Annotated in this window: 20 protein-coding genes; 11 read left to right on the top strand and 9 right to left on the bottom strand. The window is 38.8% G+C overall.

The annotated features are described in order from the left end of the window. Positions 1 to 99: 99 nt before the first annotated feature. Positions 100 to 420 (bottom strand): helix-turn-helix domain-containing protein, encoded by a 321-nt coding sequence (locus tag BMY14_RS03080; RefSeq protein WP_091829113.1) that lies wholly within the window; start codon positions 418 to 420, stop codon positions 100 to 102. 227 nt (positions 421 to 647) lie between these two features. Between BMY14_RS03080 and BMY14_RS03085 the strand changes: the two genes are divergently transcribed. From BMY14_RS03085 to BMY14_RS03130, 10 genes are all read left to right on the top strand, one after another. Further along, positions 648 to 857, top strand: coding sequence for a helix-turn-helix domain-containing protein (locus BMY14_RS03085; RefSeq protein WP_091829116.1), 210 nt, complete (start codon positions 648 to 650; stop codon positions 855 to 857). Between the two features lie 93 nt (positions 858 to 950). Beyond that, on the top strand, positions 951 to 1,379 hold the full coding sequence (locus BMY14_RS03090) for a PTS sugar transporter subunit IIA (protein ID WP_091829119.1): 429 nt from the start codon (positions 951 to 953) through the stop codon (positions 1,377 to 1,379). 14 nt (positions 1,380 to 1,393) lie between these two features. Continuing rightward, positions 1,394 to 1,873, top strand: a complete 480-nt coding sequence (locus BMY14_RS03095) for a PTS sugar transporter subunit IIB (protein ID WP_019552691.1) — start codon at positions 1,394 to 1,396, stop codon at positions 1,871 to 1,873. Positions 1,874 to 1,929: 56 nt separating this feature from the next. Next, positions 1,930 to 2,730: a PTS mannose/fructose/sorbose/N-acetylgalactosamine transporter subunit IIC gene (locus BMY14_RS03100; RefSeq protein WP_019552692.1), complete on the top strand. Its 801-nt coding sequence runs from the start codon at positions 1,930 to 1,932 to the stop codon at positions 2,728 to 2,730. Position 2,731: 1 nt separating this feature from the next. Beyond that, positions 2,732 to 3,553: a PTS system mannose/fructose/sorbose family transporter subunit IID gene (locus tag BMY14_RS03105; RefSeq protein WP_019552693.1), complete on the top strand. Its 822-nt coding sequence runs from the start codon at positions 2,732 to 2,734 to the stop codon at positions 3,551 to 3,553. A 39-nt stretch (positions 3,554 to 3,592) separates the two neighbouring features. Continuing rightward, positions 3,593 to 4,252, top strand: a complete 660-nt coding sequence (gene rpe / locus BMY14_RS03110) for a ribulose-phosphate 3-epimerase (RefSeq protein WP_091829121.1) — start codon at positions 3,593 to 3,595, stop codon at positions 4,250 to 4,252. Between the two features lie 25 nt (positions 4,253 to 4,277). After that, a complete protein-coding gene (locus BMY14_RS03115) occupies positions 4,278 to 5,102 on the top strand; it encodes a class II fructose-bisphosphate aldolase (protein ID WP_091829123.1) in 825 nt (274 codons plus the stop codon). Positions 5,103 to 5,118: 16 nt separating this feature from the next. Further along, the gene (locus tag BMY14_RS03120) at positions 5,119 to 5,811 is read left to right on the top strand and encodes a triose-phosphate isomerase (RefSeq protein ID WP_091829125.1); all 693 of its coding nucleotides are present in this window, start codon (positions 5,119 to 5,121) and stop codon (positions 5,809 to 5,811) included. A gap of 3 nt (positions 5,812 to 5,814) precedes the next feature. Further along, positions 5,815 to 6,330 carry a YjbQ family protein gene (locus BMY14_RS03125; RefSeq protein ID WP_091829127.1) on the top strand — a complete coding sequence of 172 codons (516 nt, stop codon included), beginning with the start codon at positions 5,815 to 5,817 and terminating at the stop codon, positions 6,328 to 6,330. 83 nt (positions 6,331 to 6,413) lie between these two features. Next, on the top strand, positions 6,414 to 6,884 hold the full coding sequence (locus BMY14_RS03130; protein ID WP_245741238.1) for a LysR family transcriptional regulator substrate-binding protein: 471 nt from the start codon (positions 6,414 to 6,416) through the stop codon (positions 6,882 to 6,884). 67 nt (positions 6,885 to 6,951) lie between these two features. On the opposite strand, the gene BMY14_RS03135 is transcribed toward BMY14_RS03130, so the two are convergent. From BMY14_RS03135 to BMY14_RS03155, 5 genes are all read right to left on the bottom strand, one after another. Then, entirely contained in the window at positions 6,952 to 8,202 is a 1,251-nt protein-coding gene (locus tag BMY14_RS03135) for a dicarboxylate/amino acid:cation symporter (RefSeq protein ID WP_019552725.1), read from the bottom strand. A gap of 328 nt (positions 8,203 to 8,530) precedes the next feature. Beyond that, positions 8,531 to 8,731: a hypothetical protein gene (locus BMY14_RS03140; RefSeq protein WP_019552726.1), complete on the bottom strand. Its 201-nt coding sequence runs from the start codon at positions 8,729 to 8,731 to the stop codon at positions 8,531 to 8,533. 261 nt (positions 8,732 to 8,992) lie between these two features. Beyond that, complete coding sequence (locus tag BMY14_RS03145; RefSeq protein ID WP_019552727.1) at positions 8,993 to 9,451, bottom strand: chemotaxis protein CheX; 459 nt, start codon at positions 9,449 to 9,451, stop codon at positions 8,993 to 8,995. After that, positions 9,442 to 10,302 (bottom strand): response regulator, encoded by an 861-nt coding sequence (locus BMY14_RS03150; protein WP_019552728.1) that lies wholly within the window; start codon positions 10,300 to 10,302, stop codon positions 9,442 to 9,444. The genes BMY14_RS03145 and BMY14_RS03150 overlap by 10 nt, the downstream gene beginning before the upstream one ends. Positions 10,303 to 10,443: 141 nt before the next feature. After that, complete coding sequence (locus BMY14_RS03155; protein WP_177177459.1) at positions 10,444 to 12,114, bottom strand: sensor domain-containing diguanylate cyclase; 1,671 nt, start codon at positions 12,112 to 12,114, stop codon at positions 10,444 to 10,446. A 385-nt stretch (positions 12,115 to 12,499) separates the two neighbouring features. Between BMY14_RS03155 and BMY14_RS03160 the strand changes: the two genes are divergently transcribed. Then, positions 12,500 to 13,510, top strand: coding sequence for a potassium channel family protein (locus BMY14_RS03160; protein WP_091829130.1), 1,011 nt, complete (start codon positions 12,500 to 12,502; stop codon positions 13,508 to 13,510). 2 nt (positions 13,511 to 13,512) lie between these two features. On the opposite strand, the gene BMY14_RS03165 is transcribed toward BMY14_RS03160, so the two are convergent. The 3 genes from BMY14_RS03165 to BMY14_RS03175 all read right to left on the bottom strand — a co-directional run bounded on the left by BMY14_RS03165 (position 13,513) and on the right by BMY14_RS03175 (position 15,362). Then, positions 13,513 to 13,965 carry a hypothetical protein gene (locus tag BMY14_RS03165; protein WP_091829132.1) on the bottom strand — a complete coding sequence of 151 codons (453 nt, stop codon included), beginning with the start codon at positions 13,963 to 13,965 and terminating at the stop codon, positions 13,513 to 13,515. Between the two features lie 14 nt (positions 13,966 to 13,979). After that, a complete protein-coding gene (locus BMY14_RS03170) occupies positions 13,980 to 14,291 on the bottom strand; it encodes a hypothetical protein (RefSeq protein ID WP_091829134.1) in 312 nt (103 codons plus the stop codon). A gap of 171 nt (positions 14,292 to 14,462) precedes the next feature. After that, positions 14,463 to 15,362: a PhzF family isomerase gene (locus BMY14_RS03175; protein WP_091829136.1), complete on the bottom strand. Its 900-nt coding sequence runs from the start codon at positions 15,360 to 15,362 to the stop codon at positions 14,463 to 14,465. Positions 15,363 to 15,501 lie beyond the last annotated feature (139 nt).

The following is a 15,501-nucleotide window of genomic DNA, read 5'->3' on the forward strand; positions in this document are numbered from 1 at the left end:
TATAACATGGTCTAACTTGACGAAAAATAGAAAAGGATAATTCTATTTTTCGTCAAGTGGTAGTAGTGGCTGTCAAGAGCCATATGATTTTTACAAAGGCTATTTTTTATCAGAGTTATTAACTTTGATAACGGTATCAACTATTTCTCGTTTGTCAGGTGACAGGTTTTTGATTTTTTGTAAAAGGGTAATATCATCTTCAGATATTTCTAGATGTGAAGGTCTGGATTTTATTTCATCAAGTCCTAAAAGGTAATCTGTCGTGACCATAAAATAATCAGCTATTTTTTTCAATGTCTCAGTATCGATACTGCGCTTGCCAGTTTCCCATTGAGATACTGTATTCTGTGCAACATTAAAGATCAGACTAAATTCCTTTTGACTTATCTTTTTTTCTTTTCGTAATTCAGTTAGACGCATCTAAAATCACCCTTCCAATATTTTGATTATCTCAAAAAGCGATATAAAATGAAAGGAAATAGATGCTTATATCTCAAAATGAGTTGACAAGTAAACGAAAAAGTAATAATATCTCATTGAGAGATATTATAGAAAGGCAAAAGATGGAGAGACCGTTAAAAAAATTAGATTGAAAAAAATTAGCTGAATGTGGATATAAGGAAAATTAAAACATCGAGGTGAGGAACGTGATACGGGACTTGGTACTTTATATCAAACAGGAACGTATAGCACAAAATCTTACCATGAACGAATTGGCTTTGAAAAGCAGTGTCAGTCAAAAGCATATATCCAATATTGAAAATGAAAAAGTGATACCAACGATTGAAACATTAGAAAAGCTGGCTAAGGCATTAGGCTTTGAGATTGCCCTGCAGGTAAAAGTCCGCAAATCGTAAATTTAAGTCGGAAAATTCTGTTAATAAAAGGAGGTGGTGTGGAATTCAGGGATGTTTGAGAGTTTGGAAAATCAACGGAAGGAGGTGAATAACGTGATTGGTATTATACTTGCGACACATGCGGATTTAGGACAGGAACTAATTCAGGCAATCACACTGATTTTGGGTAAACAGTCGAATTTAAAAGCCATTGGTTTAAAACACGGGGACAGCATTGAGACCTTTGAACAGAAATTGCTTGGCTTATTCGATGAAATCGATACAGGGGATGGTGTATTGGGATTCTGTGATTTTCTGGGTGGTACGCCAGCTAATACGCTGATGCGGTGTATGAAAAAGAAATATTTCCCCTGCATCACGGGCGTTAATATGCCAATGCTGATCGAAGCTCTCACAAATCGAGAGTCTATTTCAGTAGAGGAATTAAAGGATCGTTGCATCATCATCGGCACCAATAGTATTTTGAGCTTGAAAAATGTAATCGAAGAAGCTGCACAACAAAATACGGAAGAAGAATTTTAAGGAGGTCTTTTATCATGTATATAAGCGGAATTGTCTTAGTGCGGATTGATGATAGACTCATTCACGGACAGGTTATGACTTCGTGGTTAAATTATACGGGAGCTAATAAAATCATGATTATTGATGATGAATCTGCCGTTGATCCGTTTATGAAAAGTGTATTTAAAACGTGTGTGCCGGATGATGTTAAGGTAGCAGCCTTCACGGTTGCAAAAGCGATTCCTCGTTTGAAAAAAGGTTTTCAAAAAGATAAGTGCATTATACTGGTGAAATTTCCGAAAACTTTGTATGAGTTAATGGAAGCTGGCATTATTTTTGAACATATTAATATAGGTGGTATGGGAATTCGCGGGACGAGAAAGAAATTTTATAAGAATATTTCAGCTTCGGAGGAAGAACGCGGCATGTTAAAAGCATTAATAGAAAAAGGTTCAAAAGTTTCTGTACGAATTGTCGCGGATGATACGGAAACCGATGTTGCTACGCTGGTATAGTTTTTGGGAATACTTCGTTTAGCGAAACATATTTTAATTAAAATGGAGTGATAAAAATGACAATTGAATTTTGGCAGGCAGCCTTAATTGGCGTATTCTATTATTTAAGTCAAACTGGATCACTGTTTTTTGGCTGCATCGGCAGTTTATCCATTCTTTATAAACCACTGGTAGCTGGTACCATCGTAGGATTTATTCTGGGTGATCCAGTTAGCGGTTGTATCATTGGGGCAGCGATTCAACTGCCGTATATCGCCTTTATATCTGCCGGAGGCTCTCAGCCGATGGACCCAGGACTTGCCGGATATGTCGGGACGGCCTGGGCTATGGTTGCCGGCGTATCTCCGGCTGCGGCAGTAACCATTGCCTTGCCTTTGGGATTGTTGGGAACTATGATTTGGATCGCCCATATGACGTTAGATGTTACGTTTGTGCATATGGCAGATAAAGCGGCTGAAAAAGGTGATTTGGATAAAATTTGCTTTTTGCATGTTTGGCCGCCGCAGATTTTACTGTTTTTTCTTAGTGTGATTCCAGCGACGATTGCTGTTTATTATGGTGCGGATGCAGTCGCTGATATTATTGCTAGTTTATCAAGTACGCCTTTGCATGTTTTAGAGGTTATTGGTGGTTTACTTCCAGCACTTGGTATTGCGATGAATCTTAGAGCTATTGGACGTACGGGAACAATACCGTTTTTCATTTTAGGGTTTATTTTTATCATTTATTTCAAATTGCCTATTACGGCAGTCGCTGTTATAGCGGCAATTATCGCTTTTTTCTATACGCAATTAAGTCATCCGGCAGAAGAAGCTTTGGCCAGTGCCGGGGATAGCACGGAAGAGGAGGACTTTTAAAATGATTGAACAGAAAAGTTTATCCAAAAAGGATTTAGTGATTGCTTATTGGAGATGGATACTTTTTTCAAATTGCAATTACAATTATGAAAGATTAATGGCAACAGCGGTTGTATTTTCATTTAAAAATGTATTCAAAAAGCTGTATGGGGATAACAAAGTGGAATATAAAGCCGCATTGAAACGGCATATGCAGTTTTTTAATACAGAACCGCATTTTGGCAGTATTATACACGGCATTGTTTTAGCGATGGAAGAACAGCGTGCGCAGGGGAAGCCTGTTACGGATGAGGCTATTAATGGTATAAAAACAGGGTTAATGGGGCCATTTGCCGGAATCGGTGATACGTTGTGGCAGGGGACTTTGACACCAATTCTTTTGGCATTTGGTCTTAGTATGGGGTCACAGGGGAATTTGATGGGCCCACTTGTTTATTCCGTTTTGATGGCGTGTATTATGTTTCCAATCGGTTACATGTGTTTTATGAAAGGTTATGGACTTGGTCGTGAAGGAATTGAAAAAGTGCTGGGCGGGAATCAGATCAAAAAAGTTATTACGGGAGCTTCGTGTATGGGGGCTGTTGTTTTGGGTGCATTAGCCGCGCAATTTGTTACCGTATCTTGTCCGCAGACGATTCAAATGGGTGCGTTAAGCATGGGGATGCAAAAAGAAGTGTTTGATAAACTATTTTTGGGAATTTTGCCATTAGGTGCTACTTTATTGACTTTGTACATGTTGAAAAATCGTCAAATGAAGCCGACTCTTGTTACCGGAATCATGGTTCTGGTTGGCATGGTTGGCGGCGTATTCTGGATTTTGTAATCTTGGCAGGATAGAAAAAGGAATAGAAGGTGTTTTTTTATGATACAAATATCACCATCCATACTGGCGGCAGATTTTTCCTGTTTGTCGCATGAGGTGAAACGGACAGCAGAGGCTGGCGCAGATTCGATTCATATTGATGTGATGGACGGACATTTTGTTCCCAGTATCACGATTGGGGCAATGGTTACCGCTTCTTTGCGGGATAAGGTGGATATTCCCTTTGATGTCCATTTACAAGTGATGGCACCGGAAAGGCAAATTGCAGCATTCGCCGAAGCAGGCGCTGGTATATGCACGTTTCAGGTCGAAACAGCATCCAATATGTATCAAATCATCGAAAATATAAAGAAATTGGGTATGAAGGCAGGTGTTGCTCTTGCACCGGGAACGTCGTTAGCTTTTATTGAAGAAGTATTGCCGACCGTAGATCGTGTATTGTTATTGTCGGTAAATCCGGGTTACGGGGGACAAAAATTTTTACCATTTGTACTTGCAAAAATTCGCATGCTGCGATCACTGCTGACTGCGCAGTCTTTAGCGACGGAGATTGAAGTGGATGGCGGCATTGATTTTGTGACAGCCAGACAAGCGATTCAAGCAGGTGCAACTATTTTGGCAGTAGGAACAACCGTGTATAAAGCACCGGATATGAAAGAAGCAATTCAAAAATTGAAAAGGGCGCAAGATTTGCAATGAAAGAAATAGGGAGATGCATGGAACAATGCTTACAGGTTCAAAAGAATTTTTACTTCAAGCGAAACAAAATAAATATGCGATACCAGCTACTGATTTTGTGGATCAGTTGTCGGCGGAGGCTTACACGGAAGTTAGCAGTGAATTGCAATTGCCATTGATTTTATCATGGGCAGAGTCGCATTCGACGTATTTATCATTAGAGGAAGCAGCTATGCTGGGGAAATTTTATGCACAAAAAACAAATGCTCCCATTATATTGCATTTGGATCATGGTGTGACCTTTGAGACGATCACAAAATCGATTGATTATGGATTTACGTCGGTCATGATTGACGCATCTACCCAGCCATTCGGGCAAAATATAAAAACCACTAAAAATGTTGTGGAATATGCACATAAGAAGGGGGTCACGGTAGAAGGCGAAATTGGTCATGTGGGAGTTGGACTCAGTAAAACGGATGAATCTTTTTATACATCGGTGGAAGAAGCTGTGGAATTTGCACAAAAAACGCAGGTTGATTCGCTGGCGATTTCTATCGGAACCTCTCATGGCGTTTATAAAGGCAGCCCCAAACTTAACTTTTTACGACTAAGTGAAATCGCGGCAAAGGTCGATATCCCTCTGGTTTTGCATGGCGGGTCGTCTTCTGGTGATGAAAACCTGGAAAAATGTGCGCAAAATGGGATTAGTAAGATCAATATTTATACAGATTTTATTTTAGCGGCGAATTCGGCAATGAAAATGGGTCAGCTAAAGGATTATTTTGCTGTAAAATCTTTAGCAAAACAAGGCATGAAGAGTGTACTCAGACGCTATTATAAGGTTTTTCATACACAAGCAATAAAATAGTAAAGGAGCGGTTTACATGAAACCAATCAGAAAACCTTTTTTTATGGTGAACCCTAAATCCTATTTATGTGGTAAAAATTTGTTGAATTTGGCACTTGCTGCGGATGCTGCGGCAATGGGAAAAGACTTTGATGTTTTTTTTACGGCGCCCTTTGTTGATATTACAAGGATCGCGGAAAACACACAAAATCTTATCGTGACGGCACAGCATATGGAGAGTATAAAAATGGGGCGCGGCATGGGGCATATTGTTCCGGAAATGTTAGTGGGAGCCGGAGCGAGAGCGGTATTTTTGAATCATGCCGAAAATTCTTTAAAATTGGTCGATTTGGTTCAAACAATGGAACGGGCAAAAGAGGTTGGCTTATATACCATTGTGTGTGCAGATTCTATTGCTGAAGCGAAAGCAATCGCGGTGCTGAATCCAGATATTTTACTATGTGAACCAACCGATCTTATCGGGAAAGCGACGATCAGCCCGACGAGTTATATCCAGCAGACAATTCAGCAGATAAAAGCAATTAATCCGGACATTTTGGTGATGCAGGCAGCGGGTATTCGTACGGGTGAGGATGTTTATCATGTGATTATGGAAGGCGCGGAAGGCACTGGTTGTACGAGTGGTATTGTATGTGCCGACAATCCGCAGGCGATGTTAAGGGAAATGATCGATGCTGTAGAAAAGGCAGGAAAGGCTGGAGGAAAATAAAAAATGGCAGTTTATCAGGAAGAGATTGAAGTGGTATCCAATGGTAATCGGGTTTCGTATCATGAAGTCACCAAAGAGGTTCGTGAAGCTGTAGTAAAAAGTAAGATTCAAAATGGAATTGTCGTTATTACAACGCCGCATACAACGTGTTCGGTGATATATGAGGAATACTCACATGATCGTGATTTTTGTGGTGATGAGTATCTACAGGTTGATTTAAATGAAACGTTGGAAAAAATATTACCACGCTGTGTTACGGAAGGGCAATACCATCATCCAGGACCAGAACATGTTGCTTTTGGTGAAAAAGATTGTGATGCTGCCCTAGTACCAGATAGAAGATCCTTGCTTAATACTGAAGCGCATTTAAAAGGATCATTATTAGGCGAAAGTGTGACTTGCGCAGTGAAAGAGGGGGTCATTCAAATCAATCAGGTTACGGGTTATTTTTATTTTGTGGATTGGGATCAGAATCGTCCACGCACCAGAAAATGCAATATCGTTGTTATGGGCGAATAATCATAAGTATAGAAGCAAGCGTCCTGAAGCCATTGCTTAGGTAAATCAGGACTGATTCATGGAAAAATGAATACAGAAAGAAAATGGCCAAAAGTGCAATCTGGGAAGATCCCTTCTTATTGGTGACGCAAAAAGATCATTTTTTAAAAAAATATGCTCAACAAGATTCAGGGAGTGAATATCCTAAGATTGATTTGGCATTGTTTAAAAAGGAACCGTTTATTTTATTAAATGAAGGACAAAAAATACGGCAAATATCCGATTTGATTTTGCAGGAGGCTGCGTTTGAACCAAATGTAATTTTAATAACAAAAAGCTTTGAAACGGCGAGACGGTTGAGTAGTAAAGGGTTGGGAGTTAGCTTTATTCCACGACAATATATAGGGATTTTTCCGAATGCTTATGAGGCAGATTACTATTATATCGATCAAAAATATATGCCTTATTGGACTTTGTGCGTTAAGGCTCAGCAGCATGCTTATATGTCAAAAGCCGAACGATTGTTTATTCGGATGCTGGGCAGTCAGTTTGGGGCAAAAGGTCTGATGGACTGAGCGATCTAAATCGGAGAATAAGAAAGGCAGACGTAATCATTACGTCTGCCTAAATGCATTATTAAAATTAATCGTCGTAATCTTGTTTATAAGCGATCTGAAGTACATCGTCAGGTAATTCTTTTTCCCAGCGAGCCACAACAACGGCGGCAATACAATTCCCGGTAACATTGCAGGCTGTACGTGCCATATCAAGGATTCTATCTACGCCAAGAATAATGGCAATCCCTTCCACGGGAAGACCAAAGGCGGCAGCTGTGCCAGCAATAACGATCAGGGAAGCACCCGGTACGGCGGCGATTCCTTTTGTTGATAACATCAAAGTAATCAGCATCAGGACTTGTGTTTCAATTGGAAAAGGCATTCCATACACCTGAGAAATAAATACGACGGCTAAAGCACTATATAAAGTAGAACCATCCAGATTGAAGGTATAGCCGAGCGGCAGCACAAAAGTTACAATGTGTTTTGGTACACCGAATTTTTCGAGCTTGTCCATTGCAATCGGTAAGGCAGCTTCACTGGCAGCTGTTGAAAATGCCAGAATAAGCGGTTCTTTCAATGCACGAAGCAGGTGAAAGAAGTTGACCCGTACCGTAATGGAAGCTATTACAATGACAAGTGTAATAAAAATAATTAAAGCTAAATATAAAGATAGGATCAGTTTTCCTAAAGGGAAAAGCATTTCTAATCCATAGGTGCTAACGGTATAGGCAATCGAACCAAAGATTCCGATCGGTGCCAATAACATAACATAATGTGTAAACTTAAACATTACGTTTGCGACAGTCGTAGCAAAATCAATGACAGGACGGCCATTTTTGCCAATCGCAGCGGCAGCTACACCAAAGAAGCAAGAAAAGACAATAATTTGCAGCATATCTTGACGTGCCATCGCATCAATGATATTTGTGGGAATAAGGTTGACCAGCATATCAATGTGATTAATGGATTTTTTTGCAGCTTCAGCAATTGCATCACTGTTGCCATTCGTTATAACAACACCGAGACCTGGTTTTAAGACATTTACAACGACTAAACCGACAACCAGGGCTAAAGTGGTAGCAAATTCAAACCATAAAATTGCTTTACCGCCTAAACGGCCTAGTTTTTTAAAATCACCAGTACCGGCAATACCCATGATCAATGAGCTGAAAATTAATGGAACAACGATCATTTTGATCATGCGGATAAAAGCATCGCCAAGTGGTTTTAAATTTTTCCCGTATTCAGGGAAGAAATAACCGAAAGCAATACCTAAAATAAGTCCAATAAAAATTTGTGTTGCAAGCCCTAGGCCTTTTTTTTGTTCTGACATAAAATTTAAAAACCCCTTTTATTCATTTTTAATGAGACAGTCCTTTGTAACGGGACATCAATTGTGATAATGTAACTACACAACTATAAAAGATTCGTTATAAAATGTCAATAGGAAAGTCGTTTTATAAGAGTTGTGTTCACTGCAAAAACACAAAGAATTTCTATAAATGGATTTTACGGTGTAAAAGTATATAGTTTCTTTCGTACATAACAAAACATTCTGGGCTGCAAAAGTTTTTATCAGTAAGATAATGGGGTGTGTTGGCACACTAAAAAAGCAAGTATAAAATGAATTTATACTTGCTTTTTATATTTACTTTTTAGTATTAGGTGTTTTTAGCGATAAGTGCTCCAACTACAGCACCTACGATACCGGCGGTATTAACTTCACCTTGTGAATGAGTGTCTTCTTGTGATTGGTCTTCGTGATAACGATGATGGGCTTCAGAAATACCACCAAAAAGACCGGCAAACATTAAGCTGCAAAGTGCAAGTGAAACAATTTTAGTTGATTTATTTTTCATCATGAGGAAAGCCTCCTTATATTCTCTGGAACAAATTCTCTACAAGTCATAGTATAAGGTTTTATTATTTGAAATAGGTTTGATTTTGAAATATATGTAAGGAATATTTTATTTTTATTTAACAATTGAAGTGACAACTGCGAGGCGACAGGGCTATAGCGTGATTTACAATATAAAAAAGGCAGATTCTCGAGGAATCTGCCTTTTGCTTGTGCAAAAATTTTGTTAGGCGGATTTGCGGCTGCTATGAAAGACGGAGGTCTGTCAGGCGAGTCCAACATAAATTTTTACGTCAATATTGTCGCAGGTGAAATCTATGATAATAGCTTGTGGAACAGGCAGTGTAGCCTGACCTTGCCCCATCATAAGTGTTGGTGGTGAAATATCCAAACCGCCTACGTCGATTTTACTAAATTGTGTGCAGGCATTCGCACAAACCATATTTCCCATTTCGGAAATAGCACTTTGGGCTAATTTGTCAAATTCAGCTACTTCCATGCCCATCATCATTTTAGAAGCGAAGCTTTTGGCATCATCAATACTCATGCCAATTAAAATTACACCTTTTATGGAACCGATCATAGCAATGTTGAGCAAAATGCCATCATAATCAAAGGTCGAACCAACAAGGGCAATCTTCTTTTTTTCAATTTGCTGAAAACCGATTTGCGGTAGTATTTCTGTAAATGCGGATAAGATTGGGTTTATAATGTTTACATCCATAAAGTCGACCCCTTTTTAAAACCAACGCCTAAGAAGATTACGCCATACTCTGTTTGGGCTAAAGATTTGTGTATTTTAACGCTAGGACTTACAAGCTCAGCTGAATTGCCATGGAACATGCTTGGCGGTGATACACGCAGACCCAATGCTTTTTCTCTTTTATTGAGCATTGAACAGGCAATACCGCCGATAATATTCGCAAGTTCAGAAACCATAGCCAGTACTTCTTCAGGATTTTTGGCGGGGCGCCGTAAGATCGTTTCAGCAATTTTTTCAGCAACTTCAAATGATAAATCCAAAATCATGGTCCCGGTGTATTGACCGATAATACCAATGATTGTAGTGACACCTTTCGATTGATAAGGGTCGTCAATTTCGGCATCTTCAATGAAACTTACGGATGTTTTGGCCATGCGGGTAATGTTTTGCGACAAAGCTTCCTTGAACGTATCCAATCCACGAGATAGCAATTCTTGGAAAAGTGTATCTGGTGATAAGACTTTACGGATTACTTCAAATAAATTATCTGCTTCTACTGGTTTTTGAACGTAGCCGGAAATGCCAACACGTTTTGCCTCTAGTTCCGTTTCTTCGTCTTTCATCGAACTTGATAGGATGATCTTGGCTTTCGGATCATTCCTTAATAGGGCGCGGCTTACCTCAAAGCCATCTGCTTCGGGCATAGCTATATCCATCGTAACAATATCAGGTTTCGTTTTATTATACGTTTCGAGCGCCGTTTCTAGTGAATCAGCTTCACCAACAACTTCATAACCTCCATCTGTTAAAGTTTCGGCAATAATTGTTCGTGAAAATGGAGAATCGTCAACAATCATAATTTTAATCGCCATACAATTCACTCCTTTTTATATTATATTTAGTATCTTTTTATAAGATTCGACAAAAAATATTAAAACCTTTCAAAATAAAATAGCTTTTTATGAGGATATATGTAAGAGCAGCCTTAGTATATTGTAGTTGCTGTTTTTCACTTAACGAATAACGACTCTGTTGCGACCCGCTGTTTTTGCTTCATATAATGCTTTGTCAGTGCGTTCAAATAACGCAGCTTCATTATCTTGAGCAGTAAGTGTTGAGATGCCGATACTTACTGTAACTTGAACGGTTTTTTTGTTTGTGGGTCTAAATGTTTTGGCAGCAAAATCACGACGAATATTTTCCGCGATTTTGCTAGTTTCGACTGCGTCAAGATTGGGGAGTAAGATAACAAATTCTTCACCACCAAAACGAAATGCGAGTTGAGTATCATTCAGGTTCTTTAATAAAACGTTGCTAAAGCCTACCAGTACCTGATCACCCTGCCAATGCCCGTAAGCATCATTATATTTTTTAAAAAAATCAATATCCATGATCATAAGTGAGAGTGAGATACCTTCGGTGAGTGCCTGACTGATTTCTTTTTGCATTTTACTATTCAGGCAGCGGCGATTATATAGTCCGGTTAATGCATCCGTCAAACTTAAATCACGATAATAATGTAAATTGCGAGTCAGTGTCAACTGTGTAATCCGCAAATCACGGAAGCGTGCGGATAACGCAAGTGACAACAAAATAGATTCTAGTGCAGTTGCCAGCATGAGTACATTGGAGCTTGTTGTACGATCTGGGAGGAAGATCCAGCCCAAAATTCCACAAGATAGAATCCCCCAGGCGAGAAGATAATAAATGGCCGGGCGAAATCCATTGCGAAATCGGTAGAATGCTAAACCTATGAAAACTAGTGGCTGGATAAGTCCTAATCCATGAGACAGCCAATTTGCGGGAATTGAGCAGCCTGGTATTCCCAAAATACCAATGAGAATTGACAGGAGTAGAATTAAATTAAAGATTCGTTTCAAAAATATCTCATCTGAATGTATTTGTAAAAATTTAGCGGAAAATAAAGCAGCGAACGAAAATGCGGCTGATAAGCAGAACCAAAATAGAGCATTGTAAAGTCGATAATCGATATCCAGCCATAACCTTAAATGCCCATGTGAGTTGAATTGATAGATCAGCATGAAAGCGATATATAGGACATAAAATAAATAGGTTCGATCTTTGAGTACAAAAACAATAAATAAATTATAGAATACCATGGAAAGCAAAATGCCATAAAATAGCCCGTAGGCGATGTTTTTCAGTAAAGCAGCATGGATAAAATCTTTTTCCTGCCAGATCATAACGGGCAGGTTCATAACAGAAACACTTTGCAGGCGTAAATAAATATACTTGCCTTGAATATATTGATGCGGCAGAGAAAATGTCCAGTCAGCGTCCCAAATCTCGCGTGCTGTACCAGGTCGCTCTGCGCCAGCTTGTTTTAGAATGTAGTTTCTGCCTTTAGCGATTGTCGAGTCTTTAACAGGAATATACACATCTAGTTTATTGATGCTGGGATTGGTAAAATTCAATAGGAGAGGATCGGATTCATCAAAATAATTTTCTGCCGGGGGAATAAAACGTACCCAAAAAACAGAAGGCGAGATGCCCAGTGAAATGTTTTCCTGCACATGCTGGTGAAAAGCTTCATCAAAATCAGGTGAGCTTACGGTAGAAAAATCGTATTGTCCATCGACATCTTCCAAAATTTCAAAATTTTTTATTGTAAAACTGCTGGCTTCAGGCGATTTTACTTCGGCTAAAGTTGTAGCTGTGTTCAAAATAAATAAAAGGGAAAGAATTGCGAATATCTTCTGTAGAGATCTCTGCATATAATCCACCAACTGACATCGTATTTAATGCATTGTAGTATATTTAAACTTCACAGCTAAAGGTGTTTCTATAGCTAAAAAATCTCCAAGCACTTTGGTCTGAAATCGTATGAAGCAGAATAACTGGCATTTATGCAAATTATAGCACAAAAGTACTAGATTACAAAAGTTATTTTATGCAGGTTAAGCTAGTTATGAGGCTAATTTATTACAAAAAAAGGATACTTAGATATAAAATCTAAAGTATCCTTTTTTTGTTCCATTTATGGTATATTTAGTATACTTGTATTTTTATTGGGCAAGTATACTAGATTATCTTAGGATAATAGGGGAGATGGCCATTATAGCTGTATTGCAGCATATGAAATTAGCAATTATACTTTTAGCCTGTGTCATTGCAGGCGGTGTTTCTGGATATATGGCATTGGAGGATTTATCAATTTATGATGCCATATACCTTGTGGTGACAACGATTTCTACGGTCGGATATGGAGATATTACACCGAAAACTATAGCTGGTCGTATTTTCACAGTTTTCTTGATTATTTTTGGTGTTGGTATTGTATTTTATACTTGGACTTTAGCCGTGAGCCTGGTTGTTGAAGGACGTATGAAAGATATTTTTGGGAGGCGTGAAATGAAAAAGCGAATTGGAAAATTAAGTCAGCACGTTATTATTTGCGGTGCGGGAAAAGTTGGGTCGAATGCGATTCTTCGCTTGCAGCAAGAAAATGAAAAATTTGTCGTCATTGACAATAATCCAGTAATTTGTGAACGATTGGAACAAGAAAGAGTTCCGGTTATCCAAGGTGACGCTACGATGGATGACGTTCTCTTAGAAGCAGGTCTGTTACAGGCAAAAGGTGTTATTGCGGCATTGTCGGGAGATGCAAATAATGTGTATATTACTTTGACTGCCAGAAACATACGCCCGGATATTTTTATTGTAGCTAGAGCGGACCGCCCTGAGGCAGAAGACAAAATGCGTCGCGCTGGAGCAACATCGGTTGTTTCGCCAGCGGTGATGGGGGGGCGCCATATGGTCAATGCCTTGACAAAACCTTTAATTATGGATTTGCTTGAAAATGTCTTTTATAATCAGGAAATCCATCTGGATATGGCTCAGATCACCATTCACAACGGTTCAAGTCTGGTTGGTAAAGATTTGACAAATAGCGGGATTAAGACCGTATATGGTGCTATTGTTATTGCGATCCAACGTGGCACCGAAATGGTGGTAACACCAACGGCAGAAGAAAAAATTCGCTGTGATGATGTTTTAATTTTAATGGGAGAACGTGAAGCTCTGAATAAACTCAATCAATTGGCTGGTAATGAAGCATAAAATTAATTTTCATAAAGCCATTCGAAGATAGCCGCATAGGTTTTGCTTTGAATTGAATTCGCGCTGACCACACTTTTGTTTTCATCGTTTATTGTCGCGATCAGATTATTGTCACCATCGAAAAAACGATAATTTTTTGACAACAGGGTTTTATCTTTTTGATTATAGACCGTATAGATAACGCTGTACTTGATTTTATTCCAGTTGGCTGTATCATAGCTGGCTTTATACTTGGTCATTATTTCTTGAAGCATCGTTTGTGATAAATCTGTTTTTAAATCTACACTAAGGATATCAGGAGAACCAATGGTTTTAACGGTGTTTGTATCGAAATAAACTGTGGCATCATTGTCCTTATAAGCTGTTTGCCAATTTGATTGTGTGTCTGCCGCCGAAGCGGTCGTGAAAAACAACATAAAGAGACAAGTAATTAATAATAGATTTCTTTTTATCATAGTAATAATCTCCTTTATTTTTCGCTTCCAATGTTATGGGGACTATACAAATTTATCATACGGATATCATTCGTATTTTGTTGTACCTGCATGGAAAGGGTCGATAGTTTCTGCTCAATCGAATCCGTTTTTGATTTAGAGTTTGTGTAGGTTTGCAGGGCTGCTGTTTGTGTTTGCAGATCAACAATACTGGACTCAGTATCTGATAACCGCTTTTCAACGGCAGACATATCATGCTCGGCAGAAAGTTCTGTCTGAATTTGTTGTATTGTGGTATTTTGCTGCCAGATCACAATACTTAAGGCAATAATAATGATAAGAAACAAACAGTTTTTTATTATGTTGAAAATTTTAATACTAACACGACCTTATCTGTTGATAATAGATGCGGGGGCTTATTTTTGCTATATGGGAAACTACTGAAAATATTATAGCATATCATCTGCTGGATTACATGCATCGTTGTATAACGGAATGTAGTTTATGCAAGCTGGTTTTTATAGTGTTATTTGTGTTTTAAAAGCAATAACTGCTGTTCCGCCTATTTGCACTTGCGTTGGTTCATCATTTTGGATTTTTACTTTTACATGTACTGTGCCTTCACGCAAAATGGTTTCTCCTTGTATTCCGGTAAATACAAACATAGAATTATCATGTTTTACAATTTTGTGTTTAACCAGGTAGGCCCCGAGGGGACCGTTGGCATTGCCGGTTACCGGATCTTCTTCGATACCAATTGCCGGGGCAAACATTCTGCCATGGGTTACTATTTCAGGGGTGTCATCATCCAGCGTAAAAACAAAATATCCATTACAGGCAATCTGTGTACTAAAATTACGCAGCATACCCATGTCAGGAGATAGTGTATTGAGCTTGGCACGTGACTTGATGCCAATCATTACTTTAGAGTGCCCGGTGGAAACAATTTGTGCTGGGCAGCGTGGGTCCATATCAGCTTTTGTTAAGCCTAATGCGGTCAATAGCTGTTTTTCTTCTGTGGCTGAAAACAGTTCAGAAAACTCAATCTTTCCCTGTGTCATCCAGATGATATAATCCTTTGCTTTTATAATATTTACAGGCAAAAGACCAATGCCAATTTTTTGTGTGAGCTGGCAGGAGCAAAGCTGCTTTTCAACGGCACGAGCATAGTGAGCGGCAATTGTAGCATGACCACAAGACGGAACTTCAGTTGTTGGCGTGAAATATCTAAGCTTGACGTCATGTGAGGAATCTTCGGGTGCGAAAATAAAGGCTGTTTCCGAGTTGTTTAGTTCGCGAGCAATCTTTTGCATTGTTTGTTCAGATAATCCATCAGCATTTGTGATAACGCCGGCAGGGTTTCCTTTGAACTTTTCCGTAGTAAATGCATCAACTTGATAGATGGTATAGGTTTTCATTGAACAGGTCTCCTTATAAAACAAATAATTATGGATTTCTCTTCTGTTATAATAGTGCAAAACTTAGGATAAGTAAAAGAAAATTTATAGATATGATAAAAATGCAGCTTGCTTTATTTGTGATAAATTTTATTTATGA

This window comes from Propionispira arboris, from assembly GCF_900109225.1.
Classification (GTDB): Bacteria; Bacillota; Negativicutes; order Selenomonadales; family Selenomonadaceae; genus Propionispira; species Propionispira arboris.

What these genes read in the sequence shown, in the direction of transcription:
- BMY14_RS03080 (WP_091829113.1), bottom strand. Translation starts at nt 420, where the DNA reads ATGCGTCTAACTGAATTACGAAAAGAAAAAAAGATAAGTCAAAAGGAA.
- BMY14_RS03095 (WP_019552691.1), top strand. Translation starts at nt 1,394, where the DNA reads ATGTATATAAGCGGAATTGTCTTAGTGCGGATTGATGATAGACTCATT.
- BMY14_RS03100 (WP_019552692.1), top strand. Translation starts at nt 1,930, where the DNA reads ATGACAATTGAATTTTGGCAGGCAGCCTTAATTGGCGTATTCTATTAT.
- BMY14_RS03105 (WP_019552693.1), top strand. Translation starts at nt 2,732, where the DNA reads ATGATTGAACAGAAAAGTTTATCCAAAAAGGATTTAGTGATTGCTTAT.
- rpe (WP_091829121.1), top strand. Translation starts at nt 3,593, where the DNA reads ATGATACAAATATCACCATCCATACTGGCGGCAGATTTTTCCTGTTTG.
- BMY14_RS03115 (WP_091829123.1), top strand. Translation starts at nt 4,278, where the DNA reads ATGCTTACAGGTTCAAAAGAATTTTTACTTCAAGCGAAACAAAATAAA.
- BMY14_RS03120 (WP_091829125.1), top strand. Translation starts at nt 5,119, where the DNA reads ATGAAACCAATCAGAAAACCTTTTTTTATGGTGAACCCTAAATCCTAT.
- BMY14_RS03125 (WP_091829127.1), top strand. Translation starts at nt 5,815, where the DNA reads ATGGCAGTTTATCAGGAAGAGATTGAAGTGGTATCCAATGGTAATCGG.
- BMY14_RS03130 (WP_245741238.1), top strand. Translation starts at nt 6,414, where the DNA reads ATGGCCAAAAGTGCAATCTGGGAAGATCCCTTCTTATTGGTGACGCAA.
- BMY14_RS03135 (WP_019552725.1), bottom strand. Translation starts at nt 8,202, where the DNA reads ATGTCAGAACAAAAAAAAGGCCTAGGGCTTGCAACACAAATTTTTATT.
- BMY14_RS03140 (WP_019552726.1), bottom strand. Translation starts at nt 8,731, where the DNA reads ATGATGAAAAATAAATCAACTAAAATTGTTTCACTTGCACTTTGCAGC.
- BMY14_RS03145 (WP_019552727.1), bottom strand. Translation starts at nt 9,451, where the DNA reads ATGGATGTAAACATTATAAACCCAATCTTATCCGCATTTACAGAAATA.
- BMY14_RS03150 (WP_019552728.1), bottom strand. Translation starts at nt 10,302, where the DNA reads ATGGCGATTAAAATTATGATTGTTGACGATTCTCCATTTTCACGAACA.
- BMY14_RS03160 (WP_091829130.1), top strand. Translation starts at nt 12,500, where the DNA reads ATGGCCATTATAGCTGTATTGCAGCATATGAAATTAGCAATTATACTT.
- BMY14_RS03165 (WP_091829132.1), bottom strand. Translation starts at nt 13,965, where the DNA reads ATGATAAAAAGAAATCTATTATTAATTACTTGTCTCTTTATGTTGTTT.
- BMY14_RS03175 (WP_091829136.1), bottom strand. Translation starts at nt 15,362, where the DNA reads ATGAAAACCTATACCATCTATCAAGTTGATGCATTTACTACGGAAAAG.